The sequence below is a fragment of the Arthrobacter woluwensis genome, assembly GCF_900105345.1.
GTDB classification, from domain to species: Bacteria; Actinomycetota; Actinomycetes; order Actinomycetales; family Micrococcaceae; genus Arthrobacter_E; species Arthrobacter_E woluwensis.
Genome location: NZ_FNSN01000004.1, coordinates 293,881 through 317,819, shown reverse-complemented (window position 1 = coordinate 317,819; position 23,939 = coordinate 293,881). Strand labels below are relative to the sequence as shown.

The window sequence follows — 23,939 nt, the reverse complement described above, 5'->3', positions numbered from 1 at the left end:
CCCCGCACCAGGACGGTGCAGGGGCTAGCGGTTTCTGTTGTAATAGGCGACTTGTCGTTCGGTGACGAACTTGACCACGCCGGCCTTGGTGGTGTGAGCAACCTTCCCCGGTGGGGGTTGCGGTGCACGCCGAGCCTGTTTCCACTTCTCGGCCTGTTCGAGGCTCATGGGTTTGCCCTTGAACGTCGTGGTGGTCTTGTCCTCGAACCCTGGGCGCGGAATGGGCTTGGGTGGGCGTTTGCCCTTCTGCCCGTCAGCGGTCTTCTGCCATGCCAGGACTGCCAAGCGGTCTGCTATCAAGGCAGTAAGTTGTTCGAGAAGCGTCCAGCCTTGTCCGAGCGCCCGCTTGGTCGCCGAATCGTCAGGGAGATGTTCAGCGAAATCGGCAACCTCCCAGAGGTGGAAGCCGGGAACCCTGCCGGTGCGGGTGAGACGGAGCCCGTAGTATCGCAAGAAGTCGGCCCGCAACTGCCCGCCGAACTCCCGAAGGAGAGCGGCGAGCGTTAGGAGTTTGGGGCCAGTTCCTTGATGAGGTCCTGGACCAGTTCACTGCCAGCTTCCACGGAGACCCGCCCCGTCTCGGGGTCCCTAACCGATTCGAGCGCCGTTTTGAATGACTCCTTGCCAAGCAGCCGGCGCAGGATCCGGGGGAGCCGCTGCACCTCACCCTCATCGAGGGAGTCCAGGTCGTCGAGAAGTTCGAAGTCATCGAGTGCGTCGGCCGCGATGGTGTACTCCTGACCATGCACAGTGACGGTCTTTGTGCCGTCCTTGTTGACCCTGGGCTTGCGATCCTGGGGCTTCTTGACACCTTCCGGGATGGTGGTGGTGTCGTCGGTGATCTTGATTTCAGACATGGGTGCCTCCTGCGGGCAGAGAACTTGGTAGGGGTTGCGGGACTGGTGGTGACCTGTGGGGCGCGGTCCCGCAACACGCGCCCCACAGGGGTTGGGATCAGGCCATGTAGATGTAGGCCTTGGTGCCGGTGGAGTCCGGGTAGGCGGTCAGGGTGACGTCGTAGCCGATGGCCTCGTCACCCTTGAGGGAGACGTCGCCGCGTTCGGTGACCTGTGCGTCCGGGAGGCAGATGCGGATGGTCTTGGCACCATCACGGACCTCGATGACCCAGACCAGGTGATCGGTCTGAGTGCCCTTGATCTTGATCGCCGAAGCGGTGGCCGTGGGGTCCGCGTAGTAGACCTTCAGGACCTCTGCGGACGTCTCGATCATGGTGAACTGGTAGGTCAGGTCGTGGCTGGTCTGGATCTTCCGGACCACGTCACCGTTCTGCCAGGCCTTGATGTCGGTCTGGTCGGTGCTGATCGCCTGGGTGATGCCGTCCTCGGAGGCATAGCCGAGATCCTTGAGGGCGGCGTTCAGGGCGGTCGTGGTGTCAGTGGGGAGTGCGGTTCCGAGCGGGCCGGACGAGATCGTTCCGGTGACCGCGACGCGCACATTGCCGGCAGTGAGTGCCATGTTGTCCCTCCTGGGGGCATGAAAAAAGCCCCGCCAGGTGGCAGGGCTTGCAAGGGTTGGATGGGGTTAGATCGGCGTCCCACGAACAGCGAGTTCGAAGTTCTGCCGGTAGCGCGGGATCTTGGCGTCCGGGTCAGGAATATCCACGAGCCCACCCATGGGGTGGGCCCAGTAGATGACGACATCCATTGCTTGGGAATCGGCACTGGCCGGGACAGTGATGGTGTCATTGCTCAGGGCCGACAGGTGCGCCCGGACGAGCTGCGCCTTGGCCTTAGCAACGTTCTTCGTCGGCCCCCACGTATCGACCATGAGGAACGCCTTCTCATGGATCGGCGAGAACTGCCGGCCACCAGCATCACTGATGAGAACGAACTGGTCCGGACGAGGATTCGGTTCAGTACCGACGACGGTCAGGCCAGGGATCCTCGCGATCAGCCATAGCCGGGCCGCTGCCATGGCATTGCCGAACAGGACAACTTGGTTAGCCACTACCCACCGCCTTCGACAGCGCACCGTACTTCGCCTCAGCCCGGTACGCCTCTTCGGTGTCGGGGTAGATGGCAACACGAGCACGGGCACCACCTGTATGGGTGTCGGTCTCGAACCCTGGGCCGGCTGCATTCGCGACGCGTTCCGCCTGGGACTCGAGGAAAGCGACTACAGGTGGTGCGTTGCGAAGTTCGCGGAACCCTCGCTGGTTGAGCTTCACCCTGATTGCCATCAGCCCTCCACCCGCTTGAGGTTGATCCGGTAACCCGGTGCCCATCGCCAAGGCCCGTGGTTGTAGTCCTCGGGCCACCCGACAGCGAAGAACTCAACGCCGTCGATGATGACCTTGTCCTGGGGCTTCGTGAACCCGGTGGGGCTATAGAGGTCCAGATCCCGGTCGACTCCGGAGCCTGTGGGGCGGATCTCCACGTCTGAACCGGGTGTTGCCCAGCCCATGACCTTCTGATCAGGGCGGTCCTCCCAGTGCTCCGGGAGCGGATCACCCATAGGATCCTCGCCCCCCGCAATGCGCTCCTGGTGACCGACCGTGTAGGGGGAGGGGAATTTCATGGTGTCCCGCCTTCGTAGATCGGTTCCCCGGCGATGTCTGTCCCGCAGGAGCAGTACATTGCCCCGAAGTTCAGACTGCACCAGGGCAGATGGCGTCCTTCCGGGCGGAATGCGATCTGCACCCCGAAAGCCTTGGACTTCCCGCAGCCGAGCGCGATCTTCTCCTGCTTGTTCAGGTAGTAGTTACCGTCAGGGTTCGAGATCTTCCAGGTCTGCTGGAATGGCCCTGCCCCCTGAGTCATAGACTCCATGCCCTCGCCGCCGTCGGGGGTGCCCATTGCGCGGCGAACGACGGAGCAGACGACCCGGCGACGGGTCGAAGCGCTGGCGTTGGCGGCCCCTGAGCAGACGTCCAAGATGAATTGGGACGCATCCTCAAGGGCAACCGTCGCCGCTGCTTCACCCCCGGTAGGGAAGTCGGGCCACCGCTGCTTCAGTTCCTCCACAGTGGCGAACGGAAACGGTGTCACATCAGCCATGGCCCGACCTCCTTACTCGTCCTCGGACTTCTCGCCCTCGCCATGGCCTTCGGGTTCCTTGGCCTTGGCGGCTCGCCCGGTCGCAGCCTTCCGGGCTGCCGGCTTGCGCCCCGCCGGGGCCTCGTACTCGTCCTCCGGGACGTACTGGGAACCCAGGGACTCGGCCAGCTCGTCGTCAACGACGACGGTGGATCCGGTGTAGGTGTCGATCATCCGGCGGCTCACGGGGTCACCTTGTCTTCCACGACGGCGAAGCGGTCCGTGAAGACGTACCAGCCGTAGACGATCTCGAGGCGGAGAGCGATCTGGTTGTTTCGCATGAGGTCGCCCTGGCCGTCCGGGTCGCCGTAACGGATCAGCTCGACCGGGAGTTCACGCTGAACGCCCCAGCGGATGCCGTTCTGGAAGTCGCCAACGATGGCGCGCAGCTTCGTGTCGGCCGCTTCCGGGGTGCCGGAGACGGTGTTGCCCGTCGCTGCCGGGACGCCGAGGAAGTCGGTGACGTTGGTGCCGAAGCCGAGGTTCGGGTAACGCTGCACACCTGAGGGGGAGCCGTCGGCGTTCTTGCTCTGCAAGTTCGCCAGGGCCCAGGCCATCTTCGGGTCGAGGGCGATGCCGTTGACACCCCAGTTAGTCGGGGAGTTCACCAGCAGACCGACAGCGGCACGAATGTCCTGATCTGCCTCCGAGGACGCGGTGATCTCCACGCGCTTCGTGGTGGCGTTCAGGTAGTTCGACCAGCTCGAGATCACGGTGCCCGTGAGCGGGTTGATGCGGTGGTACAGGCCCAGATCAAGACCTCGGGACAGTGCCTTACTGCCCGCAGTGGCCAGCTCGGACAGGATGCCAAGCTGGTAATCCTCGTCTGCCCACTGGACTTCCTGATTGAAACGGAGAGTGACCTGCGCCTTCTTCGGGGTGGATTTCACGGAGGTGAAGCCGCCCGTGGTGGAACCCTTCTGGGCTCCCTCCTCCACGAACTCCGCCTTCGGGAAGTCGTTGAAGATGATGTACTCCGTCTCGCCGAACCGCTGAGGTTCGCGGGCGGAGAGCTGGCCAACGGTCGAGCCCGTACGGGCTTCCGTGACAATGCCGTCAGCGATGTTCTTGGGGAGCATCACCTTGGCGTCGGTGGTCGTGAAAACGGCCATGATTTACCTCCAGGTGGGGTTAGTTGTTGCCGAAGAGCTTCCGAGCCGTCTCCCGGGTCGGGTCGTCGGTGATCTTGGATGGGGTCTTCCCCTGGGCGGGGACGACAGGTGCGGTCTGCTTGGTCCCACGGAAGGCCAGAAGCGCGTCAGCGGCGGCTTCAATCTCTTCCCTGGTTCCACCGCTCAGAAGGTTCTCCGGGACGCCCTTAGCGGCTGCCACAGAGGCGCGCAGTGCGGTCGCCTGAAGAGTGGCGTTCTCCTTGGCGAGCTGTTCAGCCCGCTCGGTAGCCTTCTGCAGTTCGGTCTTGTTCGCTTCCTCGAGCTTCGTGAACTGTTCAGCCTTGGCCTTCAGTTCCTCGTAGTCCGCGTACTTGTCGCGTTCACGAGCCAGACGCTGGCCCACGATCCGGTCAAGGTCCTCCTGCGTGGCAGGCGGGACGAATGCCTTCGGCTCGGGCTGGGGCAGGGGCTCGGTGGATTCTCCCGCTGGTGCGGTGTTGTTCGTGTCGCCCAAGGCGGCACCTCACTTTCCGTTTAGGCCCCGTACGGGCATAGAGGGTGAAAACCGCGCAGACGGGCGCGTACCGCTTCACGGGAGAACCGTGGAAGTCACTTCACGCCGAGTTCGGCGCGCATGTACTGAAGGACCTGGCTGGTCCGGTCCTTGGGAGAGGACTTCTCACCAATGGGGGTTTCCCAGTGGCCGGTGCCGGAACGGGAGCCGTCCTGTGTACGTTGGGCAGGGACCCAGATCTTGCCGTCCTGGGCCTGCTCGTAGCCCTTGCGGTAGGTATCCAGGTAGCGGTCCGCGTCGGCCTGCATCTGCACCGCGTTCTGAGGTGTGACCGCGACGACGGCGCAGCGGCAGTGGTCGTGGAAGGACTCGCCCAGGCGACGGGAGCCCCGGGGGTTGATGCCCCTGCCCTGCCCGCCACGGCGGCCCTTGGTCTTCTCCAACGGCACGCCACGGCCCACCACAGTCCCGGCAGAGTCCCGGGAGGTGTAGGCGGCACCGCGGGAGGCGAGCATCCCGCAGAACGCGCAGCAACCCGGCTTGGGGACGCGCTGGTAACCCATGCCGCCCTGCGCCTCGGCGTTGCCGATCATCGTGTCAGCCGCCATCGACGTAAGAATCCGTGTCAGCCCACCGGACAGGAGCGAGAACATCAACGCGTTACCGCCCTGCTCGAACACAGCAGGGCGGGAAGCCCAACCAGCCAACGAACTCCACCGGTCACTACCCGCGCCGGCGAGGCTCTGCGCGTCCACAGGGTTACGGACCTCAAGGACCTGTTGCAGCTCCGTGAAGAATTGCGCCGAGATCAGCGACGTCATCCCCGCGTACTGGTCACCCAGCACCGGCAACAGGTCCCGCATGGTCCGCTGCTTCACCTCAGGCGACGCGTCAAGGACCGGGCCGATAGTGCGCTGCAGGTCAACAAGAGCCCGGGTCGAAAGCTCACTAAGGAGCAACGAGTAGCCATTGACCATGGCGAGAGGAATCACAAGAGCCCTCCTCGAAGATGTCAGGTACCCGGCTCACGAATCGTGATCGGGGAACCTGGCATGAACTGCACATCGGGTAGCCCCGCAAGGGAGGCAGCAGACGATGCCTCAACACCGGCGCGACGCAGAACACCGAGTGCGTCAGCCTTTGCCTTCAGCACCTGGGCGTCCTCTAGTGCACTACTTGCCCCCCCCTGAAATAGATGCTCTGCCTTGCTGGTTGTCGGCCCCCTTGGCGACCTCAGCGGCAACCTCAGGAGTAACCGCGCTTTGACCGGCCACGCGGTTGATGAAGTCTGAGACCATTCCCTTCTGGGCCTCCTGGCGCAGGCTGTCCACCTCGTCATCGGTGAAGACCCGGCCAGCAAGAGTCGGGTACTGGATGATCTGAGGAAGCACAGGGGCGAGCTTCGTGAGGGCATCAGCCTCAGCCGACATCGAGCGGAACTCCGGATTACGGAACCGTGCCGAGAGCTTCCAGAACTCGTCCGGGAGGCTCGTCTCGTCCTCCTTGACCATGTAAGCCAACCCGGCGATCTCTTCGACAGCAGGGGCAAGCACGTACTGGTTCTGCCACATGATGTCGATCAGTAGCTCATGCTCTGCCGCACGGATCGCCTCGGCGCTGGACGGCTGATCATGAAGCACGCCGAGAGAAGATGGTGACAAGCCAGTCTCGCCGCTGAACGCCATCGCAACTGTCCGGAGCATGTCGCTGTGAGGTGTCATCGTCGCCTGCTGCAGCTGTTTGAGCTGCGGGATATCCCCGTCCTCGTCCTTCGTCAGGGCAAGCAGACGGGCCATAGCGAGCTTGAATTTGGCCTCTTCCACCGAACCGCTGAAGGCATCCTCCGCAATGCCCAAGATCGCGAGCTGCGGGGTCGAGTAGAACTCGGCGTTGCCTTCCATACGAACGAACGCACGAACTGCCATGTCGTTCAGGGCCATCACGGAATTCGTCAGGCGGGATCGACCGAACGGTGCATTGCCTTGCGGATCGTTACGGATGGCAACGGCAAGGACGCGCCCAATCGAATGTTTTTCCTTGTTCGACTTCCACTTGCCATCATCAAGCTTGCACGTGATCACTGAGTCTTCGAGCCACAGGACGAACTCGGTAGGGTTGCTGAGCTGATCGACGTCAGTGATGGTCAGGAGCGCCGACATTCGACGCTTACGCCTGTCCCAGATGCCAGCAGCAGACTCTGCGGAATGCCCAATGATCTGGGCAGGCGCTTCACCATCAGTACCCTTAGCAACGGTCATGAACGACACCGAATGCTTATTCGCGCCGGTCACGGCCTGCTGGAACTCGAGCCCGAAGTTGTTGGCCTTCAACACCTCGCCAAGATCGAACGGGTCCTCAGAACCAGGAAGATGAAGGCCATCAAACTGCACCCGCAGGGAAGGCCTACGAACCGCCATGGCTGCCCAGGACAGATAGAACTTCGCGTTCCGAAGCTGAGGCGGCAGAGCGATGCCGAGGTCCTTGAACGGGTTCTCAGCATCCGCGTACTGGGACCGGCGCAGCGTCTTCGGCAGGCGGGCCGCCCACGTAGCAAACAGCTTCCGGGCGATCCTCAGCTCATCATCGCCGAGCCCTTCGACCGTCAGTTTGGAAAGATCCTGGTAGCCCCAACTCATAGGAACCCTCCCTTCCGGCCAGGCCGTCGTTTCGTGGTCTTTGCGCCCCAGTACGCCAGGGTGGCGGCGTCCAGTAGGGCGACGCTGGTCCCGTCGGCGGGGGAGTCCCAGCCGAAGCCGCCAGCTTTGCCGATCTTGCGCTTGATGGCCGCCTCAGCCTGTGTGGTCAGTTCACTCTCGCCAGAGTGCTCGAGGCCGCCTTCGATCACGCCACGTTCGAACATGGAGTGCGCGGCGATGACTTCCTCGGTGTTCGGGGTCAGGATGGCCTTGGCCGGCACTTTCTCCTGGCGAAGCGCGTTCACGAGGAACCCGACCCCGGAGCGACCGTCGATGACGATCTGCGCGGCCTCGTCCTTCCGCTCGACCAGGAAGTCAACGAGCCAGGCAGTGGACTCAGACGCCGACATGGACTTGATCGCCTCCACGAAAATCGGCGCGTCCGGGTCGTCCGGACGCAGAGCACCGGAGAGAGCCACGGTCGCGCCGTCCGGGGAGAACTTCACCCCGAAGACCTTCCGGCCACCCTCAGGCTTAGTGCCCTTGCACTTGGCCCACAGGCCCGGAGAGAAGGCCGTCTTGACCGTCGTCCGCTCATCCCAGATACCAAGGCCCTCACGGAGGAACGATTCGACGTTCCCCAAGAGCTTCCGCATCCGCAGGATCGCGGCACGCTTCACACGGTGAGGGAAGGATGGGTTGGCTTTCGCCCACTGGGATTCGTCGTCCGGGTTGGCGTGCGGGTCAGCGGAGAACTCGACATAGAGGGTGTCGGGGTCGTCGTCGTGCAGCTTGGCGGAACGGCGGCCGCTGAACACCTCGCCCGGGTCAATCGGACGCGGCGGGGTGCCGATCAGGATGACCAGACCGTTCGCGGCGGCGTTCGTCGCCGGCACCATGTCTTCCATCGCCTTCTCGGTGAGAATCTGAGCCTCATCCAGGACGATGATGTCCACCTCCGCGAAGCCACGCCCGAAGCCAGCCTCACGGGCACCGAACAGGATCCGCGACCCGTTGGTGAACTCGATCTCCTGCTCACCATTGGTCTTGCGGATCGCCTTGATGAACGGGGCGATCCGCTTACGCTTCGCCATGGACTCCATGGCCTTGAAGGTCTCGTTGTGAGTCCTGGTTCGGTGAGCTGTCCAGAGAACAAGAGTCCCAGGGTCTCTCTGACAGAGAGCGAAGATCAGGGCACCGATGGTGAACGTCTTGCCGACCTGCCGGGGGATGGAGATGATCGCCCCACCGATACCGCATGCATACAGGCCATCCTCGCGCTGCGCGGTAATCGCCTTGCTCAAGCCGACCTGCCAGGTATCCATGTCGATACCCATCCGGTCCAGCTCCGGCGCGATCTCCGGCCAACGGTGCGTCATGATGCCCTCTGGCATCAGCAGGTGGCGGGCTACCTCAGATAGCAGTCGGTCCTTCCCACCTGTTGCCACCAGCCTTCACCCCTGCCTCTGCCCGGGAACGCTCTTCCTCGTCCTCCTGGGCTTCCTTCGCCTCAAGGGCCTCGATCTCCTTGGCGAGATCCACCAACCTCTTCGACAGCGCAGCAAGATCCCGAGGCGGAACGCCGTTGTCAATGTCCATCGAGATCTTGTCTCGTAACGCCCTTCGCAGGTAGAGTGGTGATAGCTTCGAGGCTTCAAAAACTGACATCGGCTCAGCGCTTCTCGCAGCCTCAACGGCCTCATCTTCAGGCCCCGCGACTCGGAGTGTCTTCTTCGACGTCAAACGAATCACCTCTTCTGAAACATCAACTAATTCCGCAATGCGGAAAAACCGCCTTTCCCTCTATGTGGAAAAAGGAACGGGGAGAGATCGCTATGCCGCGAGAGCGACTTGGGCGGGGTGGGGGACCGGGTTCCCCCTGGGGTCACCAGTTGACTGTTGTCACTGGGTCCGCGATGGCTGGCTTCGGTCGGCCTTTGCGGCGTTTGTTTCCGAGTTGTTGGTTGCAGAGGCGGCATAGCGTCTGGGAGTTGGCGAGGGTGTCTGGTCCGCCGAGGGAGTGGGGGGTGATGTGGTCTACTTCGGCGCTGTTGGGGAGTCGGCCTTGTTCCCAGTTGAGCCATACGCCGCAGTGTGGGCACCGTGTGAGGCCGCGTTCTTGGTCGATGCGTCTGCGTTCGCGTACGACGCGTTTCCATTGGCCTGTGCCTGTGCGGCTGGTGACCATTGGTTACTCGGGGATGACGCGGACACGCTCGGCCAGGAGTGTGATGGTGACCTGCTGTATGCCGCTCCTGGGCTCGTAAAGGCTCACGTGGATACCTTCGTCGGCGGACAGGTACCACGGGAAGGGCTGGCCGTCGATGAGGAGCGGCACGGCTCCTTTCGTGTGGTCCACGGTCACGAGGTCAGGGAGCTTGGTGACCTCGTGGATGCTCAGCTTCCGAATGTCGTTTGCCATGGGCCCTCCTTGCGTGGGGCGGGGGTTTGTTTCACCGGAGTTCCTTGATGGCGTCGGTGTCGTAGGCTTTGGCCCAGCCGTCTTGGAGTGTGAGGCCGTCGGTGTCTTTGCTGTGGTGCCAGCAGAGGTAGAGGGGGCCGGCTGGTGTGTCGAGGCGCATGATTGAGCGGGCTACTCGGCATTGGTCGCAGGGTGGCATGTGGGCCTCCTTGGTGCCAGGCTCCCGGCTCGTTCCCGGGTGGGCCGGGGATCCAGCGGTGCGGTCGTCGTGACCCAGCGACCGCGCTGGGAGTGAACATGGTCATGGAGTAGGCGCGTAGCGTCGCCTCGTTCTTAGGCCGCCGCTAAGCTCGGTCCTCTGCCAACGCTGAGCGTTGACGTCACCCGGCTTACCGTTCGCCAGCACGTTTAGGGAACTTGTCCTAGTACCTAGCAGCGGTCTCCATGACCACGAGAGCGATAGCTGGGAGTTGAACCCAGGCTCCCGACTTGGAAGGACGGCGCTCTACCAACTGAGCTACTATCGCGTGCACTCAGCCCGTGGGCTGAGGCGGTGCATCTCCCCGTGATGGGGCAACGCGGGCCAGCCATTCCCGGGGGAAGGCTGGCAGTTATGGCGCAGGTCGATTGTGGATCGCTCTCGCTGCGTCGGGTGCCATCTTTCGCTGATGGCGCGTGGGTGATCAACCCAGTGGACAGGCCTGGTGTTGCACCAGGCTGAGGACCCTACAGGGGGCGTGTGGTCCTGTTCGCTACGATCCTGCCCTTGGTGTGTACCCGCCCATTGCTGGGCGGGCTCCCGTCACCATCCGGAAGGAGGGCATGAAAAAAGCCGGTTGCTGTGCGATCCGGCTGTTTTGAGAGTTCTGCCCTCAACATGAACCACTTTAACACGGGCGTGTTAGTGGTTCAAGGTCATGTGAGGCGTGTTGCGGCTACGAACCATTTGAGGTTGTCGCCGTCCCATGTTGCCCCGCATCCGTCGCACCCTGCGGTCCATTCTCCGGGTTTGGCCATGGTGTCGTTGTCGTGGTCCCAGACATCGACCCAGAGGCATTGGTCGCGTTCTTCGCCGTGGAAGCGTTGGCCGCATGAGGGGCAGGGGATTGACGGGCGCATGGGTGGTTTGCGTTGGGTGAAGAGCGCGTTGATGCTGGTGACCCAGTCGGCGGTGATGTTTTCGAGGAAGGCTTCCCATTCGGGGTCGTCGAGGTCTGCCCAGATTTTGAGCACTTCGGGTGTCGGCGTTGAGCAGCGTTCGCCGGTTCGTTCTTCTTGGTGGATGACGAGGTCTTTGCGGATCTCGATGTCGAGGTCTACTGCGGCGGCGTTGATGGGTATCCGGCCTGCAGTGCCGCGTCCGTTGCCGCTGGTGCCGAGGTCGCTGCTGCAAGCCTCCTTGAGCTGTTCGAGTAGGGGCCTGTTGGTGGTGTAGCCGCCGTATCCGTCGCTGACGACGTGTTCGTTGATGAGCTGGTGGATGTTCTGGGCGAGGGTCACGGGGGTCCTTTCAGTTGGTCAGGTCGATGATGAACAGGACGCATGAGAGCGCAGATAGGCTCATGAGCGACCAGAATCGCCAGCCGATTGCGTACTTTGGTGGTTTTCGGATGCCGTGGCCGTGTTCGGCGCAGGCGTCGAGGCCTTTGCCGAACCATTCGGAGCGTTGGTGGGTGAGCCAGTGGTCGAAGTCTTCGGGTTTGCCGCCGCAGTCTCGCCAGGCGGTGCGGATGTGCTCTGGGCTGATCGCCATGTCAGCAGCACCCCGAATCGGGGAAGGCTGCAATGCAGTCAGGCTCAGCGTCGGGCACTTCAATGGACCTGGTCGGGGCGGGAAGGTTTGGCCGCGCAGACCGGGGGTACTCTGCGGTGTCCTGGACGAGATCCAGGTACCTGACGTAGGCGGCTTGCGGGTTCCCTGATGTGATGATTACCAGCCCGCCGCCTGGGTGGTACCGGCCGGATACGATCTCGACATCCTCGTAGAGGTAGAGCTTCTTGGACATGTCACGTGTCCTTTCCGTGGTGGGTGATGGTGAGTGTGATGGCGTTGGGGCCGGGGTGTCCTCGTCGGTGGTCGGGGCCTTCGAGTTCGCGCCAGGAGTCGTCGGGGATGAGCCCGGCGTCTACGAGGCCGTCAACGATGGCTTTGGTGGTGGGGGCGAGATTATTCGGATCCCACCTGCCGCCTCGGGTCTTGTGGATTCGGGCTTCGATGTGGACTGGGGTTTTGAGTTGGAGGCCGGGTGCGACTCGTTGGCATTCGGTCATTGCTGCTGTGCGCCATGCTTTGGTGAGGTGGGCTTTGGCGAGTGGGTGGAGTCGGTGGTTGCTGTTGATCCAGTCGCAGGGGGCTTCGATGGTGAAGATGAGGATGCGGGTCATCGCACGTTCCCCCTGTTGCGGGCCTGTTCGTCGTCAAGGATGCGTTGAGTCTCTTTGAGCGCCTGGCTAGTTTTCTTCGCGGTTCGCAAGGTCCATATGACGAATAAGAAAGTGGCGAGCGAGATCAGGATTGAGGCGGCCGACATGATGCTCATCGCACACCCCACATGCGGGCGAGGATGATGAGGATGCCGATGGCGAGGCCTACGGCGATTGCGGTGAGGATTCCGGTGTCAGGGTGCTTCATGGCTGCGTGCCTTTCTGGGGCGTGAAAATAGCCGCGCCCTTGTTCTGGGTGCGGCTTGAGGGTTTGGGGCGGTTGTAGGGGCGGTGGAGGGTTAATCAGGCGGGCTCTGGTCCGTCGAGGGGTTCGTAGTGTTGGCGGTGGTGGGTTTCTGGTCGCATGCCGGTGATGATTTCGGAGCGGCAGCCGGGGCACCATTTGCGGTCCGGTCTGTCGTCGGGGTGGATGGGGCATCGGGCGCCTGCGGGTTTGTCCGCGGCTGCGCGGGGCCAGAAGCGGGGGTCTTGGAAGGCGAGGCCTGGGGTGTTGGTTTTGTCGTCTCTCGCGGCTGTGCAGAGTGCGTGTGCGATGTCCGGGAAGGGTGCTGGGTGGTCGTGGTGCTTTTCCATGAGGGACATGAGTGATGGGACTGTCCAGGCTTGGCGGAGGTCGTGGAGGTGGTTGGCGAGGTTCACTGCCTGCCGCCGCGTGATCGGCATCATTAGCCCTCGTTCGCCTGGCGGCCAACTACCTCTGTCAGCCACGCTTCAACGTCGGCCTTCCTGTATCGAACGGCCCGAGTGCCGACTCGAATGAACGCCGGCCCGACGCCTCGGTATCGATCCTGCGCGAGCGACTGCACGCTCTTCCCCAACCAACTCGCTATCTCCTCGGCGGTCAGAAGTTCATCAAGCCCGCCAGTCTGAGTCGTGTGGCGCTTTACCTGGTTGCTGCCAAGCTCGGAGCGGAGCTCTTCGAGTTCTGCAATGAGCGCATCGATGCGGGCGACGATGTCGGAGTGGATCTTCGTGGTCATGGCTTGTCCTTTCGGATGATGGTTTCGGTCAGTCAGGGCGTCGCGGTCTCGCGCGTCACTATGGTGACGATCTGACTGAAAGTGATTGATCTCTTCTTTAGAACTTGAGTGGAGACTTAGGTGAGTTTCGCTACTTACGTAAGTAAGTACTCTTAACTCTGCGAGCTGTTTGCGACGGTTTTGCGACGGTTTTTGCTCGCAAACGGATCGCAAGTGCGATCGCATTTGCGAGGATTTTGCGACGGTTTGCGAGGCTACTTCGGTACCGTTTCGGGGTGCGTGACCCACTGTTCGCCCTTGTCAGCGGCGGTTTTGCAGTGGGTGCAGGCCCCGTCGAAGACGCGTTTGTTCTCGTGGTGTCTGACGTGGTTCCCGCGAGCCCCTGCGGAGGCCCTATTTTCGGTGAGGTTTTCGGGCTCCGTTTGGTGCTTCTCGTAGTCGTGGATTGCCCACTTCTGAGGGCCCTTCCTGTCGAGGAGGCCAGCGTCAACCAGCTCCTTGAACGGGGCCGCGCCACGCACTTTGCATGCCCGCTCAGCGAGCATCCCGCCACGCCCCTGCGCCTTCGCTTTCAGGATCAACTGGAGGTGGAGGAGCTGTGCCGAGTCGGTCAGGAACTCGATCTTCGGGTTGTCGAAGTAGTCAACGGAGACCTTCGCCCACAGCCGCTTGTCTGGGGCTGACATCCGCTCCTCCTTCCTGTTCTTGTCGTGCTGCCATGCGGTGGAGGGCTTCGAGTGCTTGTTGGGTGACGACGCCGTTGCCGCAGGCTTTGATCTGGTCGTTGGCGCTGATGTCCACGGCGGTGATCCAGCCGGCGGGTTGGCCCATCATCCACTCGGTGAAGGCGGGGTTGAGGCGATGCTTGCCGCGGCTGTTCGGTACGGTGGGCGGCGGCGAGGGCGTGCGCATGACGTTCTCCCACCGACGGATCGCGGGTGCGCGTTTGAGCCGATGGATGGTTTGAACGGCCTGGGCGAGTCGGGCGCGGGGGTCCATGCCGTCATGTGCGGGGGTTGCGGGGGGTTTGTTTCCGCGGTACTGGTACATGGTTCCTCCTTTCGCGGTCGACGTTGGCTGCTGCGAGGTCACCGACTGGGTCTGGGTGGTCGCGGGTTGCGCGGTGGTCGAGGTCTTCTTGCGCCTCGTACTCTTTGTGGTGGTCGCATTGGAAGCGGGTGAGGCAGACGCCGGTGTGGGAGCGGCAGAGGTGGCAGCAGCGATCCGTCATGCGGCGTCCTCGCGACCGGTGATGTGCTTCGCGATAAGGTCGGGACGGAACCCATACCAGTGCAGGTCTTCCTCAGGGGTGGATACGTAGAGGACGGGGGCCGCCATGTAGCCGAGGTTCTTGACGAAAAGGAATGCATAGGGATCTTCCGTGATGTCAACTCGTCCGTATACGACGCCAGCTTCGTCGAGGCGCTTTTTGGACAGGGTGCACTGCGAGCACTCGGGCTTCTCATAGATCACCACGGCGACACCGTCGCGGTCTTGAATTGTTCGAGGATCGTGAGTCATGTGTGAGTCCTGTGAGTTTGGGCGGGTGCTGTGCCGGTGAGCTACAGCACCCGCTTTTGGGCATGAAAAAAGCCAGTCTGTGTGTGACTGGCTCAGAAGGGAGGTGCGGCGTCCCAGCCTTGGGGTTCGGTTGGTGGCTGCTCCCACGCGGGTTGCGTTGGTGTCGACTGCCTGTTGTGCTGGACAGCGTCGAAAGGCTGGTTGCCGCCGTGTTGGCGCTGCTGGTTCTTCTCGTTCTTTTTGATGATCGAGACGCCGGTGACAGTCACATCCATGGACTTTTCGGGTCCGTTGCCTCTGTCGTAGTCGCGGGTGTAAAACTCGCCGTGAACTTTGACCTTGTCGCCGCTGAGTAGCCGGTCCGCGAAGTACTCTGCATCAGTGCCCCAGATGGTGCAGTTGAACCACTGCTCCCTCAGCTTTTCCCAGCTGCCGTCTTGCAGACGCTTGGATTTCGTGTCGCAGACGCTGAACGACAGGCGAGGCGATCCATTCTTGTCGAACTGGATATTTGAGTCCTTGCCGATGTTGCCAATGAAGGTAATCTCAGCCATTGGTTGCGGCCTCCTTGATGTAGTTCAGCTCGTCGAGGCTGGCACCGTTCTTCTGCGCTTCGGTCCAGAGGGCTTTGAGCTTGGGTTCGTTGCCGGCGATCTTGTCGGCTTCGGCCTGCCAGTTCCGGGGTGGTGGTGCGTCGGCGAGGGGCTGGACGGTGTAGATCTCGGACTTGCCGCGCTTGACGAGGAGTGCGGTCTTCAGCGGCCCGTTGATGTGGGACATGTGGCTGATGCGCACTCCGCCAACGGCTTGGTTGCCGAACATGACGGTGGGGTCGCAGAAGAGGGTGACGGATCGTCCGGCGTATTGTGTGGCGTCGGTGCCCCATGCGTTGGCGATGACCAGCAGCATCGACTTGGCGGGTCGCCAGGGGCGGGGGAAGCCTGCCAGGTGGAAGTTCCAGGGCTGTTCGGCGTTGTTGGGGGTGACCTTCTCAATGGTGAAGGTACGGGGTGCAACGAGTTCAACGGCGTCGAGCTGGTCGGATTTCGGGGCGAGGGAAGCGGTGATGTCCACCTAGATGCTCCTTTCAAGGGTGATCTGGTCTTCTTCGAACGGGTCGAACCATTTGGCAGCGGGGAGCGAGTATCGTTTGACGTTCGCCTGGTAGTAGTTGAGGGCGTCAGTGATTCGTTCCTCGGCAGCAACGAACGCCGTGATTAGCGTTGCCCGCCATGCGGGTGAGGGTTCTACCCGGCGTACGAACGTATTGGCCCCAGGGCAGAAACTGACAAAGTCAATCCATGTCCGTCCTGAAACCAGGAGCCCGGCCTGTAGCTGACCCCAGTGTTCGTCTGGAACTTTGTTGTCCACGACAGTTTGGAAGTGGGTGTCTGGGCCCGGGCATTTGATTTCGATGAGCCCGTCATCGCCCACGAGACCGTCCGGGCTATATCCGAGACTCCCGCCCTCGGTGTCTATGCGCATGAACCCGACCTCATCGACGGTGACGCCCGCGTGCTCGGCGTATGCGTCGCGCGCCCAAGGTTCGAGGAGGGTGCCGCGCTGCATTGCCTTGGTCGGGTACGTGGTGATGGGGTGCCCGGTGATGCGTTCGGCGGCGAGTTTGCGGATGAGCCGGCGGGACGTTTCGTTGTCCGCGATCCCGAGGCTGGGTGTGATGAGTTGGCCGATGACTGAGGCGGTGAGGATGCCGCAGCGTGCTTGGAGCCACTCGTCCGCGCCTTGCTCGAGGTTGTTGTAGATGGTGAGGGTCATGGGGTGTCCTTGTCGAGTCCGAGCATGGCGAGAACGTCGTCTGCGCTGTGTGCGATGCAGATCGCGGCCGCAGCGGTCTTCTCGTCGTCGGTGTTGTCGGCGGTGATGATGGTGCGGTCCTGGTAACCGACCGCGACGCCCTTGACGGGTGACGGGTTGATGGTGTGGTCGTAGCCCGCGTACTTCCGGGTCATGGCTTCACCCGCCCACGAGCAACATCCAGGGCGTGGATGGCTTCCCGATGCGTGTGAGCCAGGTGGACAGATTCTGGGTAGTTGAACTCCTTGTTCCAGAAGATGCGCTGAAGATCTGCTGCCAGCACGAACCAGTAGCCGCTCTTCTTGACGACACGGTCACGGTTGAGCCGCAGCCCAACCGGCCTGGGGTCCTTGCTCATTCGCCTTTCCTCCTGTCGGTTCCGTTGTGAGTAAAGAGTTGGTTCCGCATCTCGGTTGCGGCACGTGCGGCGGAGGCTATGTCGATGAATGCGCCGCAGTAGTAGACCTTGCCCCGGTGCTTCACCTGGGCTACAAATCGATTTCCTTTTGGGCTCACCCCCCGAACCCCCGTTCGAGAGTTGGCCTGTGCGCCTGCCCTGTTTTCCCCGTTCTGTTTGTTGGTCACTTCCCGAAGGTGGTCTGGGCGCACGCATGATGGGTTATGGCATACATGGTCGATCGCGAGGCCTGATGAGATGGGGCCGTAAAAAAGTTCGTAGGCAACTCGATGGGCGAGTTTCATACCTCCGTTGAAACGGAATTGTCCGTATCCGTGCTCGTTTCTGAATGCATTCCAGACCCAGCAGCTTTCGCTCTTGTCGACTTTCGACCAGAATCTGGCCTCATCCTGGGTCATGACTTGTCCTTTCTCATCTCGTCGGCGCGGTCGTTGTATCGGGTGTCCGCTTCAGCTTCCTCAGCCTCACGGTCCCGGTCGTCGGGCTCGTCGTAGTAGCCCATGCGGTTCTCCTTCCGGGCATGAAAAAAGCACCCAGGAAGGGTGCTTGGTATGTTTTGGGGATGGTTTCTGATGTTCCTGAGCCGTGGGCCGGGTTGATGGTGTCGGCGGGTTTTCGTTCGATGCGGGCGTTGGCTGTTGCTGCGGGCCTGTCGGGGCCGACGGTTGCCAGGTTGGTGAACGGGACTGGGACGTCGTCGGTGGAGACGGTCAATGCTGTGGCGTCGGCGTTGGGTGTCCGGGTACAGGATCTTCCCGGGGTTGGGGTGCGGGATGATTTCGGGGCTTACGTGCCGCCGGCTGAGTCGTCGCGTCTGACGTTGCAGCAACGCCAGCTGATTGATGCGCTGATCAGGAACATGACCGCCTAGACGGCTTGGTCGTGGGTGGCGAAGCGTTCGATGATGGGCGCCCATCTCGCGTACTTGTGGTTCTGCTCCACCCAGTATTCGAAGTGCGGATGCCCAGGGCCGACCGTCATTCCTTCGACCTGGCATTGCGCTTCGTGGAACACAGTCCAGTGGACTTCCGCGGCGCATTCGGCGTCGGTGAGGTGCTTCGCCCGGCGGAGGTCGTCTACTTGTCCAGCGGCGAGTGGGTCTTCGGTTTCATCAGGACTGACGTACACCACCTGGCGGCGCGTATTGCCAGGGAAGTCCTTCCACTCTTCGCCTTCGCGTTCCCAGATGGTCACGGGCTCACTCATCGTTTCTCCTGTAGGGGTTTGTGAACAGGGGCCCGTCGTCGCCTTCGAAGTCGTGGCGCTTCCCGTCGGCGAACCCTTCGTCCCACGCGTCGGCCAGCCCAGCCCGTGCTTCCCGGAGCTGCCGGACGAGTTCTTTCACGACGTCGGGACCGGTCTCCGCGATGAACACGGCATCGGCTTCGGTGAGCCTGGGCCGGCCGTTCATGAGGGTGTTTGGTCCCCACCACTTGAGGTCGTTGCTTGCGGCGTCGGCTAGGGCTTCGATCCGGTCAAGATCAAGCTCGGTCATCGTGGGTCTCCTTCCGAGAGGACGGTGGCGGGGCCGAGGCCCAGGATGAACTCGGGCGTGTGCTCGCCGTAAGCGGTCGGGTACTTCCACCACGTGCCACGCAAGTTCTTCCTCATGCAAACGAGAGCGTCACCGAAGACGTCGAGAACGACAGCGCGATACCCCAGTTTGTCGAGTTCGTCGGCGGCCTCGATCACCCGGGGCCGGCGGTACCCGGCGGCGAGGACCGCGGCGGCGAGTTCGTCCGACCACACGCTGATCACGCCAGCATCGGAGTCCGGGAAGGTGTCGCTCGTGGAGTGGATCAGCGCGGACAGCTCGTCGCGTTCAGCGGTCATGATATTTCCTCGGCTCTCCGCAGTATGTGAGGTCCGTCCCGTCGGACCGGTGGGTGCACTCATCGTCGTCAGGGTGGCCGTACACGCCTTGGAACTCGTGGTCCGGGATCGGGTGGCTGGACTCGTCGCCGTTCTCTGCCTCCTTCAACTTCGCGCGGAGCCATTGCGCTGCGAAGTCGGCGACGCTTCCCACGGGGAGGTCCTCGTCGCGCTCGAACGTGGCATCTGCTTCGTTGATGAGTTCCTGGATGATGGCCTTGCGCAGGTGCGGCAGGGCACGGTTGATTGCGGTGCGTGCTTCGTCCATGTCGCACCCGTAGTACTCGGCGACGTTCTCAACAGCGGATTCGAGGTGGTCAGGGTTCATCGCGGTCTCCGGTCCATGTCGTTGTGGGTAAAGAGTTCGTTGCGCTTAGCGATTACGGCCGCCTCGGCATCTGCGAGTTCGGCGAAGAATCCTGCGTGCACTTGCCTGCCGTGGTGGTATGCCTTGGCCCGCCACATGCCTCTTTGCCGATCCCAGAACACTCCACGAACGCCCGACTTGCTATTTCTATGGGCGCCCGCGTGGTTCTCCTGGTTCTGCTTTTGGGTAACGAGCCGCAAGTGGGATGGGCGAACGCACGCGCGGTTGTGGCAGATGTGGTCCACAAACAGGCCGGGCGGAACTGCACCATGCTCAAACTCGTAGCTGACCCTGTGGGCTAGCAGTACACGACCCCCGAGCCCAAACTGTCCGTAGCCGTCAGGCGTGATGCAGGCGTTCCATTCCCAGCAGGCTTCACCTCTCCGTACTTTTGCCCAGAAGCGCTCCTGGTCAGTCATCGGAGGCCCATGCCTTTCAGGAGTCGTTCGAGCTTGATGCGTTCTTCGCCGTCTTTCACGACGACGTCGGTCACTGTTCGGTCGTTGAGCGCTTCGAACGCTTCGGCGATGGTGTTCACCGTTGCTGTGCCGTTTTCGATCTGGATCACGTTGTTCTCCTTGGTGTGTTTGTTGTCGGTCCCGGGTGGGATGGTGGTGTTGTGAGTGAGGATGTTGGGTTCCGGGACCCGAAGCCGTGGCAGCTCCCGGTCGTGGTGCCGGATGATGCGATTGATGAGCGGTTGGTGTACCGGTCGGAGCATGGGATCGCGGTGTGGGCGACCCTGACATTCGACGGTGGTGAGCCGGACCGGATCGTGGAAGGGTTCGCCGTCGCATGGACCCGCGAGTACGTCCTCGTGCAGACCCGGTGGCAGCAGTCCTACTTCCTCGGCTCCCGCGAGTTCTGGCTGAACGCCGCCCAGGTGAAGCGCCGCGCCATCATCCCCGTCCGCCCCAACCGGTCACCCGAACAGGCCCACAACCGGCCTCAAAGAGGGTGGCGGCGGGTGGAGTAGACCTACTCGTCTTCTCGATACGCTCGGAAGTTCGTGGGGTTCCTGAACTCGTCGATCTGGAAGTCCACGCGTTCGCCTTCGCCGACCTTCACCAGTCGGATGGCCTCCGCCTTGGAACTCGCCTCGACGGCCTCAGTGACGACGGCGACCTCGTTGAAGTTGACGTAGTAGAGCCTGCGCTCAGCCATGGTCGCGCGCCTCCTCCACGAGTTCTTCGACGGACCGAAGGCGTACCACTTGGGCGATGATCGTCGCGCCATCCGGGTCGGCCTCGGTCCACGCACCCGCATCGTTGATCTTCTTCGCCGCTGCGCCCGCCCGCTGGCGAGAGCGGAAGGGGCCGCAGGCGTCGACCACGAGACTGAGGTCCGGAAGGACAGCCACGATGTACTGCTCGCTCACGCCTTCAGCTCCTGCCAGGGAAGAACCAGACGGGCGACAGCGACATCAACGAACCCGTGGTCAGCGCCTTGCCTTACGAACTCGCGGGACGTTGACTCGTGGCCCGTCATGTCCACGTCGGACGAGCCTTCCCATCGCACGCCCCATTCGGTGGTGGTGTGTTGGGCGATGGTCTCCATGACCACAGCGGCCTGATGGTTGCGAAGCCACGCCTTTGCAGTTGTTCGAAGGGGCGAGCCGCTGTCTTCCTTGCAGCCAGTGCATCGATAGGTTGCCGCGTAACGCAGCGCTGCGACCACGGATTGGTGTCGTTCCAGCGCGTCGGTGATTGCGGTTTCCAGTTCGGGCGGGAACGGGGCGGGCGTGGTCATGGCGTCACCTCCGGGGTGAAGATCGGGGCGGTGTTCCAGGTGCCCCAGAGTGGCTGCTGCGAGTACATGTAAGCGTTCGCCGTCTCGCGGTCCGGGAACGGGCCGATCAGCCGAGGCAGTGGCCGCGTGCCCGCTTCGTCGCGGTAGGCGTTGACCTTCACGATGATCTGCTCGCTCATTGCTTCTGTCCTTCCAGTTCGGCGACACGGGCACTGAGATGGGTCACAAGGTCGCAGGCACGCTGCTTCTTGCGCCCGACCGGCAGCTCTCCGAATACCCGCTCCGCCCGTTCGAGTTCTTCGCGGAGCACGATCAGGCGGTAGTGGTCCAGGAGTGCCTCGTCGGCCTGGTCGTCCTGGCCCTTGATGATGCGTTCCAGGTAGTGGTCGTGGAGGTGTTCATCGGCGGCGGCGAGGACATCGCGCGAGTCGGCGAATGAGGTGTGATTCGTGACAGGCAGCGCATCCGCTCCTGCGTGGACGGCGTCTTCCCAGTGGCTCATGACTGGGTCTCCTTGTTGGTGTGGAGCCGGCGGACCTCACGCGCGGCACGGGCGGCAGTGATCCCAAGCCCCTGCGACTCCGCGGACCAATGAGCCCAATCGGGGGCAAGGTTGCCAGGGTGCATGGCGTTGAGGATCGCCAGCGCCTCTGCCCGGAGTTCGGCGGCCTCCGCCTCAGCGGCAGCCTGGGCATCGAGCATCCTGAAGTGATCGGTCAAGCGTTTAGCGGCCTCTTCCAGGTCACTACCAAATGCGACGGCCTCTACCTTCCCGGGGCCGGTGAGGATCGCCAGGGCGACACGGTGCGCCTGCTCAGGGGACTTGGGCGTGAAGGTCAGCTCTTCGCGGCCCTGGTTCAACTTGATCCTCAGCGCACCGCCTCCCACACGGAGGAAGCGGTCGCCGTCGCGGTTCTCGAACTCGGTGGGCTGGGTGGTGGTCATTGGTGGGTCTCCTTGGATACGACTGAGGCCCCGGTGTTCGGGGCCTCAGAGTCCTTCATTGCTGGTCCGATTTCTTGCACTGTTCCGCACATGGCGTTCAAAGTCCTCCACAGACATCGGCGATCCGGTGAAGTGAACCTCAGACCGTGAGGACTTTCGGTTCTTCATCTGCTCTGCGTGGTCGATCTGGCCCTTGATGTAGCCACGACCGAAGGCTTTCCGCTCGAGCTGCCACGCGAACACCGCCCAAAACACTGTCAGGCTGATGTACACGGCCGTCTCGCGCTCGCCACGGATCAATGCCATGACAGCGTAGATAGTCAGGATCAGAGCGGTGAGTAGGGCTGGCCAGTAAGTGTTGCTGAGCCAGCGGAATGCTCGTGCGAAGTTCATTTGTTCTCCTCAGTGTCGAATGGGTCAGTGGGTTCGGTGTACGGCCAGTGTTTCGGCGGCGGGAAGAGGAATGCTCCTGTGAACGCGCACCCGACGAGCAGGAACAGGGTGAGCAAGGAGTTGTAGGCGTTCATCGTGCATCACGCTCCCGAATCGCAGAACGAGTTAGCCGCCACTGCATCTCATGCCGCTTCTCTCCCTTGACGGAACCAGCGGACTCCACGACACCGCGTTTCACCAGCTCAGAACACCTCGACCGGATCGACGAGTCCTCCGGGTAGTTACCAGCCGTTCTAATGTTCTGGTCGCATATCCCGTGGACCAGCTTCACTAGCACGCGATGAGTCACCGGATTGTTCCTTTGGGAGTACAGGGCATCCAGGACCAGCGACTCACACCAGCCGGTACGCACCTTGGCGGCTGCCTCATGCGACGTCCCAGGGTCACTCGTACGGGCATACGCGGTCATGCCTTCCCCCTCACCACAACACGCTCACGAACATCAGGATCAATAACCACCGGACCCACAGCCCGGTCATGCACACGCACCGGACGAAAACCCAGCAACCGACGAATCGTGTTCACGCCGCCACCGCCCGCATGTAGAGAGAGCCGTTGCGGAACACGGCCTCGAAGCCAGGCTCACGGAACGCGGCAAGGTTGCCCTTCCGCACCTCCGACGGCACACAACGACGACGGTCCTCGGACAGATGGCTGATCTTCACAGCACGCCACATGCCTGGGGTCTCAAGCAGCGCCGACCTGACGCTCATCCAGTGCGGGGCAGGTTCGTAGTTACCAGTCCGTTCAGGAGACGGCAGATCGGCAAGTGGCGGGGACAGCTCCACAACAGGCGGGGCGCTCATCGAATGAACACTGAGCTGCGGAGACTTTGTGACGGTCTTAGACATAATGATGGTTCCTTCCAAAATGGTGATGGTGATCAGGTGGTGATGAACTCAAACCAGCGGGCCGCGATGCCCTCCCCAACAGGGTCGGAATAGCAGAGCCGCCGATAGTCGTCCGGGTCAGTGGCAGTGAGCGCCAACCCCGCGATTCGCTTGGCATCCCTGACGCTCAAACGCTCGCCAGCTTCCCTAGCCCAAGCGAGCAACTGGGCCTTAGCAGCGACAAACCCGAGCGACTGAAGAGTCCCAAGGAAGCTGTTTTCGGGCATGACAAATCAACCTTTCTCAGCCGTGCGGCCTGCCGTCAGACAACGGACTTAGATGGGGTAGTGCCCAGAGAGTGGGCGAAAGGGCTACGGAGCTTCGGACGGAAGCGAATCGAGCCAGGATTCGAGTTCGGAAGCCAGGATCACCGGCTTCGAGTTGGGGTACTTCACTGACAGATCGCCGCGAGCAATGCTCCGTCGGATCGTGTCGGTGGACTGACCGATTGCTTCGGCCGCCTCCGGGATGCTGTAAGCCAGCTTCCGTTTCTCGATACTCACGATGCCTCCGCAAGTGCAAAACGATCCGGCAAGAAGCTCGAAGGCTTTACGCCTAGTACGTCACCAACAGCGGCGAGTTCTTCTACGGTCCACGGGGTAGTGCCGTTGATCTTGCGCTGGAAAGTGGTTCTTGGGATGCCTGATTCAGTCGCAACGCTGTTGAGTGATCTGCCTGACCTGAAGATTGCTGCGGCAATCTTGTCTGCAATTTCTCTGTTTGTCTGGCTCATGTAAAAAGCAT

General features: G+C 62.2%; 50 protein-coding genes and 1 tRNA gene. 2 read left to right on the top strand and 49 right to left on the bottom strand.

What is annotated here, in order from left to right; translation table 11 throughout:
* Positions 1–24 precede the first annotated feature (24 nt).
* From BLV63_RS17225 to BLV63_RS17075, 32 genes are all read right to left on the bottom strand, one after another.
* Entirely contained in the window at positions 25–453 is a 429-nt protein-coding gene (locus BLV63_RS17225; RefSeq protein WP_139244576.1) for a DUF5361 domain-containing protein, read from the bottom strand.
* Between the two features lie 50 nt (positions 454–503).
* Positions 504–857, bottom strand: a complete 354-nt coding sequence (locus BLV63_RS17220; protein WP_066217451.1) for a hypothetical protein — start codon at positions 855–857, stop codon at positions 504–506.
* A gap of 97 nt (positions 858–954) precedes the next feature.
* The gene (locus BLV63_RS17215; RefSeq protein WP_066217449.1) at positions 955–1,476 is read right to left on the bottom strand and encodes a phage tail tube protein; all 522 of its coding nucleotides are present in this window, start codon (positions 1,474–1,476) and stop codon (positions 955–957) included.
* Positions 1,477–1,542: 66 nt separating this feature from the next.
* The gene (locus BLV63_RS17210; protein WP_066217447.1) at positions 1,543–1,968 is read right to left on the bottom strand and encodes a hypothetical protein; all 426 of its coding nucleotides are present in this window, start codon (positions 1,966–1,968) and stop codon (positions 1,543–1,545) included.
* Positions 1,961–2,200 (bottom strand): hypothetical protein, encoded by a 240-nt coding sequence (locus BLV63_RS17205; RefSeq protein ID WP_066217445.1) that lies wholly within the window; start codon positions 2,198–2,200, stop codon positions 1,961–1,963. Before BLV63_RS17205 ends, BLV63_RS17210 begins: the two co-directional genes overlap by 8 nt.
* Complete coding sequence (locus tag BLV63_RS17200) at positions 2,200–2,538, bottom strand: hypothetical protein (protein ID WP_139244717.1); 339 nt, start codon at positions 2,536–2,538, stop codon at positions 2,200–2,202. The genes BLV63_RS17205 and BLV63_RS17200 overlap by 1 nt, the downstream gene beginning before the upstream one ends.
* Entirely contained in the window at positions 2,535–3,017 is a 483-nt protein-coding gene (locus BLV63_RS17195) for a hypothetical protein (protein WP_066217441.1), read from the bottom strand. Before BLV63_RS17195 ends, BLV63_RS17200 begins: the two co-directional genes overlap by 4 nt.
* Before the next feature lie 12 nt (positions 3,018–3,029).
* Positions 3,030–3,242: a DUF7302 family protein gene (locus tag BLV63_RS17190; protein WP_139244716.1), complete on the bottom strand. Its 213-nt coding sequence runs from the start codon at positions 3,240–3,242 to the stop codon at positions 3,030–3,032.
* Positions 3,239–4,168, bottom strand: coding sequence for a phage major capsid family protein (locus BLV63_RS17185; RefSeq protein ID WP_066217437.1), 930 nt, complete (start codon positions 4,166–4,168; stop codon positions 3,239–3,241). The genes BLV63_RS17190 and BLV63_RS17185 overlap by 4 nt, the downstream gene beginning before the upstream one ends.
* 19 nt (positions 4,169–4,187) lie before the next feature.
* Positions 4,188–4,682, bottom strand: a complete 495-nt coding sequence (locus tag BLV63_RS17180) for a capsid assembly scaffolding protein Gp46 family protein (RefSeq protein ID WP_066217435.1) — start codon at positions 4,680–4,682, stop codon at positions 4,188–4,190.
* A gap of 95 nt (positions 4,683–4,777) precedes the next feature.
* Entirely contained in the window at positions 4,778–5,674 is an 897-nt protein-coding gene (locus BLV63_RS17175) for a VG15 protein (protein WP_066217434.1), read from the bottom strand.
* A gap of 180 nt (positions 5,675–5,854) precedes the next feature.
* On the bottom strand, positions 5,855–7,318 hold the full coding sequence (locus BLV63_RS17170) for a phage portal protein (protein WP_066217433.1): 1,464 nt from the start codon (positions 7,316–7,318) through the stop codon (positions 5,855–5,857).
* Complete coding sequence (locus BLV63_RS17165; protein ID WP_217640457.1) at positions 7,315–8,697, bottom strand: terminase large subunit domain-containing protein; 1,383 nt, start codon at positions 8,695–8,697, stop codon at positions 7,315–7,317. The genes BLV63_RS17170 and BLV63_RS17165 overlap by 4 nt, the downstream gene beginning before the upstream one ends.
* 34 nt (positions 8,698–8,731) lie before the next feature.
* Positions 8,732–9,061, bottom strand: coding sequence for a hypothetical protein (locus BLV63_RS18470; protein WP_139244715.1), 330 nt, complete (start codon positions 9,059–9,061; stop codon positions 8,732–8,734).
* Positions 9,062–9,203: 142 nt separating this feature from the next.
* Positions 9,204–9,506 carry an HNH endonuclease gene (locus BLV63_RS19160; protein WP_074784373.1) on the bottom strand — a complete coding sequence of 101 codons (303 nt, stop codon included), beginning with the start codon at positions 9,504–9,506 and terminating at the stop codon, positions 9,204–9,206.
* Between the two features lie 3 nt (positions 9,507–9,509).
* The gene (locus tag BLV63_RS17150; protein ID WP_066217431.1) at positions 9,510–9,740 is read right to left on the bottom strand and encodes a hypothetical protein; all 231 of its coding nucleotides are present in this window, start codon (positions 9,738–9,740) and stop codon (positions 9,510–9,512) included.
* A gap of 31 nt (positions 9,741–9,771) precedes the next feature.
* The gene (locus BLV63_RS19080; protein ID WP_255218051.1) at positions 9,772–9,900 is read right to left on the bottom strand and encodes a hypothetical protein; all 129 of its coding nucleotides are present in this window, start codon (positions 9,898–9,900) and stop codon (positions 9,772–9,774) included.
* Between the two features lie 295 nt (positions 9,901–10,195).
* Positions 10,196–10,267, bottom strand: a tRNA-Gly gene (locus BLV63_RS17145).
* Positions 10,268–10,655: 388 nt separating this feature from the next.
* Positions 10,656–11,240 (bottom strand): DUF7341 domain-containing protein, encoded by a 585-nt coding sequence (locus tag BLV63_RS17140; RefSeq protein WP_066217429.1) that lies wholly within the window; start codon positions 11,238–11,240, stop codon positions 10,656–10,658.
* A 10-nt stretch (positions 11,241–11,250) separates the two neighbouring features.
* Positions 11,251–11,493, bottom strand: a complete 243-nt coding sequence (locus BLV63_RS17135) for a hypothetical protein (RefSeq protein ID WP_066217427.1) — start codon at positions 11,491–11,493, stop codon at positions 11,251–11,253.
* A gap of 1 nt (position 11,494) precedes the next feature.
* Entirely contained in the window at positions 11,495–11,746 is a 252-nt protein-coding gene (locus tag BLV63_RS17130; RefSeq protein WP_066217425.1) for a hypothetical protein, read from the bottom strand.
* Between the two features lies 1 nt (position 11,747).
* Positions 11,748–12,125 (bottom strand): RusA family crossover junction endodeoxyribonuclease, encoded by a 378-nt coding sequence (locus BLV63_RS17125; RefSeq protein ID WP_066217423.1) that lies wholly within the window; start codon positions 12,123–12,125, stop codon positions 11,748–11,750.
* A 725-nt stretch (positions 12,126–12,850) separates the two neighbouring features.
* Entirely contained in the window at positions 12,851–13,165 is a 315-nt protein-coding gene (locus BLV63_RS18995) for a helix-turn-helix transcriptional regulator (RefSeq protein ID WP_254780576.1), read from the bottom strand.
* A 254-nt stretch (positions 13,166–13,419) separates the two neighbouring features.
* A complete protein-coding gene (locus BLV63_RS17115) occupies positions 13,420–13,851 on the bottom strand; it encodes a hypothetical protein (protein WP_066217600.1) in 432 nt (143 codons plus the stop codon).
* The gene (locus BLV63_RS18465; RefSeq protein ID WP_139244714.1) at positions 13,808–14,215 is read right to left on the bottom strand and encodes a hypothetical protein; all 408 of its coding nucleotides are present in this window, start codon (positions 14,213–14,215) and stop codon (positions 13,808–13,810) included. Before BLV63_RS18465 ends, BLV63_RS17115 begins: the two co-directional genes overlap by 44 nt.
* Positions 14,216–14,392: 177 nt before the next feature.
* A complete protein-coding gene (locus BLV63_RS17105) occupies positions 14,393–14,686 on the bottom strand; it encodes a glutaredoxin domain-containing protein (protein ID WP_066217597.1) in 294 nt (97 codons plus the stop codon).
* A 92-nt stretch (positions 14,687–14,778) separates the two neighbouring features.
* On the bottom strand, positions 14,779–15,240 hold the full coding sequence (locus BLV63_RS17100; protein WP_066217570.1) for a single-stranded DNA-binding protein: 462 nt from the start codon (positions 15,238–15,240) through the stop codon (positions 14,779–14,781).
* Complete coding sequence (locus BLV63_RS17095; protein ID WP_066217575.1) at positions 15,233–15,760, bottom strand: hypothetical protein; 528 nt, start codon at positions 15,758–15,760, stop codon at positions 15,233–15,235. The genes BLV63_RS17100 and BLV63_RS17095 overlap by 8 nt, the downstream gene beginning before the upstream one ends.
* Positions 15,761–16,462, bottom strand: a complete 702-nt coding sequence (locus BLV63_RS17090; protein ID WP_066217577.1) for a lambda exonuclease family protein — start codon at positions 16,460–16,462, stop codon at positions 15,761–15,763.
* On the bottom strand, positions 16,459–16,656 hold the full coding sequence (locus BLV63_RS17085; RefSeq protein WP_066217581.1) for a hypothetical protein: 198 nt from the start codon (positions 16,654–16,656) through the stop codon (positions 16,459–16,461). The genes BLV63_RS17090 and BLV63_RS17085 overlap by 4 nt, the downstream gene beginning before the upstream one ends.
* Positions 16,653–16,859: a hypothetical protein gene (locus BLV63_RS17080; protein WP_074783851.1), complete on the bottom strand. Its 207-nt coding sequence runs from the start codon at positions 16,857–16,859 to the stop codon at positions 16,653–16,655. Before BLV63_RS17080 ends, BLV63_RS17085 begins: the two co-directional genes overlap by 4 nt.
* The gene (locus BLV63_RS17075) at positions 16,856–17,317 is read right to left on the bottom strand and encodes an HNH endonuclease signature motif containing protein (RefSeq protein WP_074783849.1); all 462 of its coding nucleotides are present in this window, start codon (positions 17,315–17,317) and stop codon (positions 16,856–16,858) included. The genes BLV63_RS17080 and BLV63_RS17075 overlap by 4 nt, the downstream gene beginning before the upstream one ends.
* 122 nt (positions 17,318–17,439) lie before the next feature.
* Here BLV63_RS17075 and BLV63_RS17070 point away from each other — a divergent pair, with 122 nt between their 5' ends.
* Positions 17,440–17,790: a helix-turn-helix domain-containing protein gene (locus tag BLV63_RS17070; protein WP_139244784.1), complete on the top strand. Its 351-nt coding sequence runs from the start codon at positions 17,440–17,442 to the stop codon at positions 17,788–17,790.
* Here BLV63_RS17070 and BLV63_RS17065 read toward each other — a convergent pair.
* The 6 genes from BLV63_RS17065 to BLV63_RS18705 are packed head-to-tail and all read right to left on the bottom strand — an operon-like array spanning position 17,787 to position 19,726.
* On the bottom strand, positions 17,787–18,125 hold the full coding sequence (locus tag BLV63_RS17065; protein ID WP_066217541.1) for a hypothetical protein: 339 nt from the start codon (positions 18,123–18,125) through the stop codon (positions 17,787–17,789). The genes BLV63_RS17070 and BLV63_RS17065 overlap by 4 nt on opposite strands.
* Entirely contained in the window at positions 18,118–18,414 is a 297-nt protein-coding gene (locus tag BLV63_RS17060) for a hypothetical protein (protein ID WP_066217538.1), read from the bottom strand. The genes BLV63_RS17065 and BLV63_RS17060 overlap by 8 nt, the downstream gene beginning before the upstream one ends.
* Complete coding sequence (locus tag BLV63_RS17055; RefSeq protein ID WP_066217536.1) at positions 18,411–18,752, bottom strand: hypothetical protein; 342 nt, start codon at positions 18,750–18,752, stop codon at positions 18,411–18,413. The genes BLV63_RS17060 and BLV63_RS17055 overlap by 4 nt, the downstream gene beginning before the upstream one ends.
* Positions 18,742–19,119, bottom strand: a complete 378-nt coding sequence (locus BLV63_RS17050; protein ID WP_066217532.1) for a hypothetical protein — start codon at positions 19,117–19,119, stop codon at positions 18,742–18,744. The genes BLV63_RS17055 and BLV63_RS17050 overlap by 11 nt, the downstream gene beginning before the upstream one ends.
* Entirely contained in the window at positions 19,116–19,577 is a 462-nt protein-coding gene (locus tag BLV63_RS19155; RefSeq protein WP_074784663.1) for an HNH endonuclease, read from the bottom strand. Before BLV63_RS19155 ends, BLV63_RS17050 begins: the two co-directional genes overlap by 4 nt.
* Entirely contained in the window at positions 19,574–19,726 is a 153-nt protein-coding gene (locus tag BLV63_RS18705) for a hypothetical protein (RefSeq protein WP_157412743.1), read from the bottom strand. Before BLV63_RS18705 ends, BLV63_RS19155 begins: the two co-directional genes overlap by 4 nt.
* A 51-nt stretch (positions 19,727–19,777) precedes the next feature.
* Between BLV63_RS18705 and BLV63_RS17035 the strand changes: the two genes are divergently transcribed.
* Complete coding sequence (locus BLV63_RS17035; RefSeq protein ID WP_139244783.1) at positions 19,778–20,134, top strand: hypothetical protein; 357 nt, start codon at positions 19,778–19,780, stop codon at positions 20,132–20,134.
* A gap of 2 nt (positions 20,135–20,136) precedes the next feature.
* Here BLV63_RS17035 and BLV63_RS17030 read toward each other — a convergent pair whose 3' ends face one another.
* The 11 genes from BLV63_RS17030 to BLV63_RS18455 all read right to left on the bottom strand — a co-directional run bounded on the left by BLV63_RS17030 (position 20,137) and on the right by BLV63_RS18455 (position 23,928).
* Complete coding sequence (locus BLV63_RS17030; protein WP_066217524.1) at positions 20,137–20,322, bottom strand: hypothetical protein; 186 nt, start codon at positions 20,320–20,322, stop codon at positions 20,137–20,139.
* The gene (locus BLV63_RS17025) at positions 20,315–20,536 is read right to left on the bottom strand and encodes a hypothetical protein (RefSeq protein ID WP_066217522.1); all 222 of its coding nucleotides are present in this window, start codon (positions 20,534–20,536) and stop codon (positions 20,315–20,317) included. The genes BLV63_RS17030 and BLV63_RS17025 overlap by 8 nt, the downstream gene beginning before the upstream one ends.
* Positions 20,533–20,907: a hypothetical protein gene (locus BLV63_RS17020; protein ID WP_066217520.1), complete on the bottom strand. Its 375-nt coding sequence runs from the start codon at positions 20,905–20,907 to the stop codon at positions 20,533–20,535. Before BLV63_RS17020 ends, BLV63_RS17025 begins: the two co-directional genes overlap by 4 nt.
* Complete coding sequence (locus BLV63_RS17015) at positions 20,904–21,086, bottom strand: hypothetical protein (RefSeq protein WP_066217518.1); 183 nt, start codon at positions 21,084–21,086, stop codon at positions 20,904–20,906. Before BLV63_RS17015 ends, BLV63_RS17020 begins: the two co-directional genes overlap by 4 nt.
* Entirely contained in the window at positions 21,083–21,409 is a 327-nt protein-coding gene (locus BLV63_RS17010; protein ID WP_066217517.1) for a hypothetical protein, read from the bottom strand. The genes BLV63_RS17015 and BLV63_RS17010 overlap by 4 nt, the downstream gene beginning before the upstream one ends.
* Positions 21,406–21,852: a hypothetical protein gene (locus BLV63_RS17005; RefSeq protein ID WP_074784661.1), complete on the bottom strand. Its 447-nt coding sequence runs from the start codon at positions 21,850–21,852 to the stop codon at positions 21,406–21,408. The genes BLV63_RS17010 and BLV63_RS17005 overlap by 4 nt, the downstream gene beginning before the upstream one ends.
* A 45-nt stretch (positions 21,853–21,897) precedes the next feature.
* On the bottom strand, positions 21,898–22,245 hold the full coding sequence (locus tag BLV63_RS17000; RefSeq protein ID WP_066217393.1) for a hypothetical protein: 348 nt from the start codon (positions 22,243–22,245) through the stop codon (positions 21,898–21,900).
* 581 nt (positions 22,246–22,826) lie between these two features.
* Positions 22,827–23,156: a hypothetical protein gene (locus BLV63_RS18460; protein WP_139244782.1), complete on the bottom strand. Its 330-nt coding sequence runs from the start codon at positions 23,154–23,156 to the stop codon at positions 22,827–22,829.
* Between the two features lie 32 nt (positions 23,157–23,188).
* Positions 23,189–23,422 carry a hypothetical protein gene (locus BLV63_RS16995; RefSeq protein WP_066217294.1) on the bottom strand — a complete coding sequence of 78 codons (234 nt, stop codon included), beginning with the start codon at positions 23,420–23,422 and terminating at the stop codon, positions 23,189–23,191.
* A gap of 84 nt (positions 23,423–23,506) precedes the next feature.
* The gene (locus tag BLV63_RS16990; protein WP_254780624.1) at positions 23,507–23,698 is read right to left on the bottom strand and encodes a helix-turn-helix transcriptional regulator; all 192 of its coding nucleotides are present in this window, start codon (positions 23,696–23,698) and stop codon (positions 23,507–23,509) included.
* Positions 23,695–23,928, bottom strand: coding sequence for a helix-turn-helix domain-containing protein (locus BLV63_RS18455; protein ID WP_074784660.1), 234 nt, complete (start codon positions 23,926–23,928; stop codon positions 23,695–23,697). The genes BLV63_RS16990 and BLV63_RS18455 overlap by 4 nt, the downstream gene beginning before the upstream one ends.
* Between the last annotated feature and the right edge of the window lie 11 nt (positions 23,929–23,939).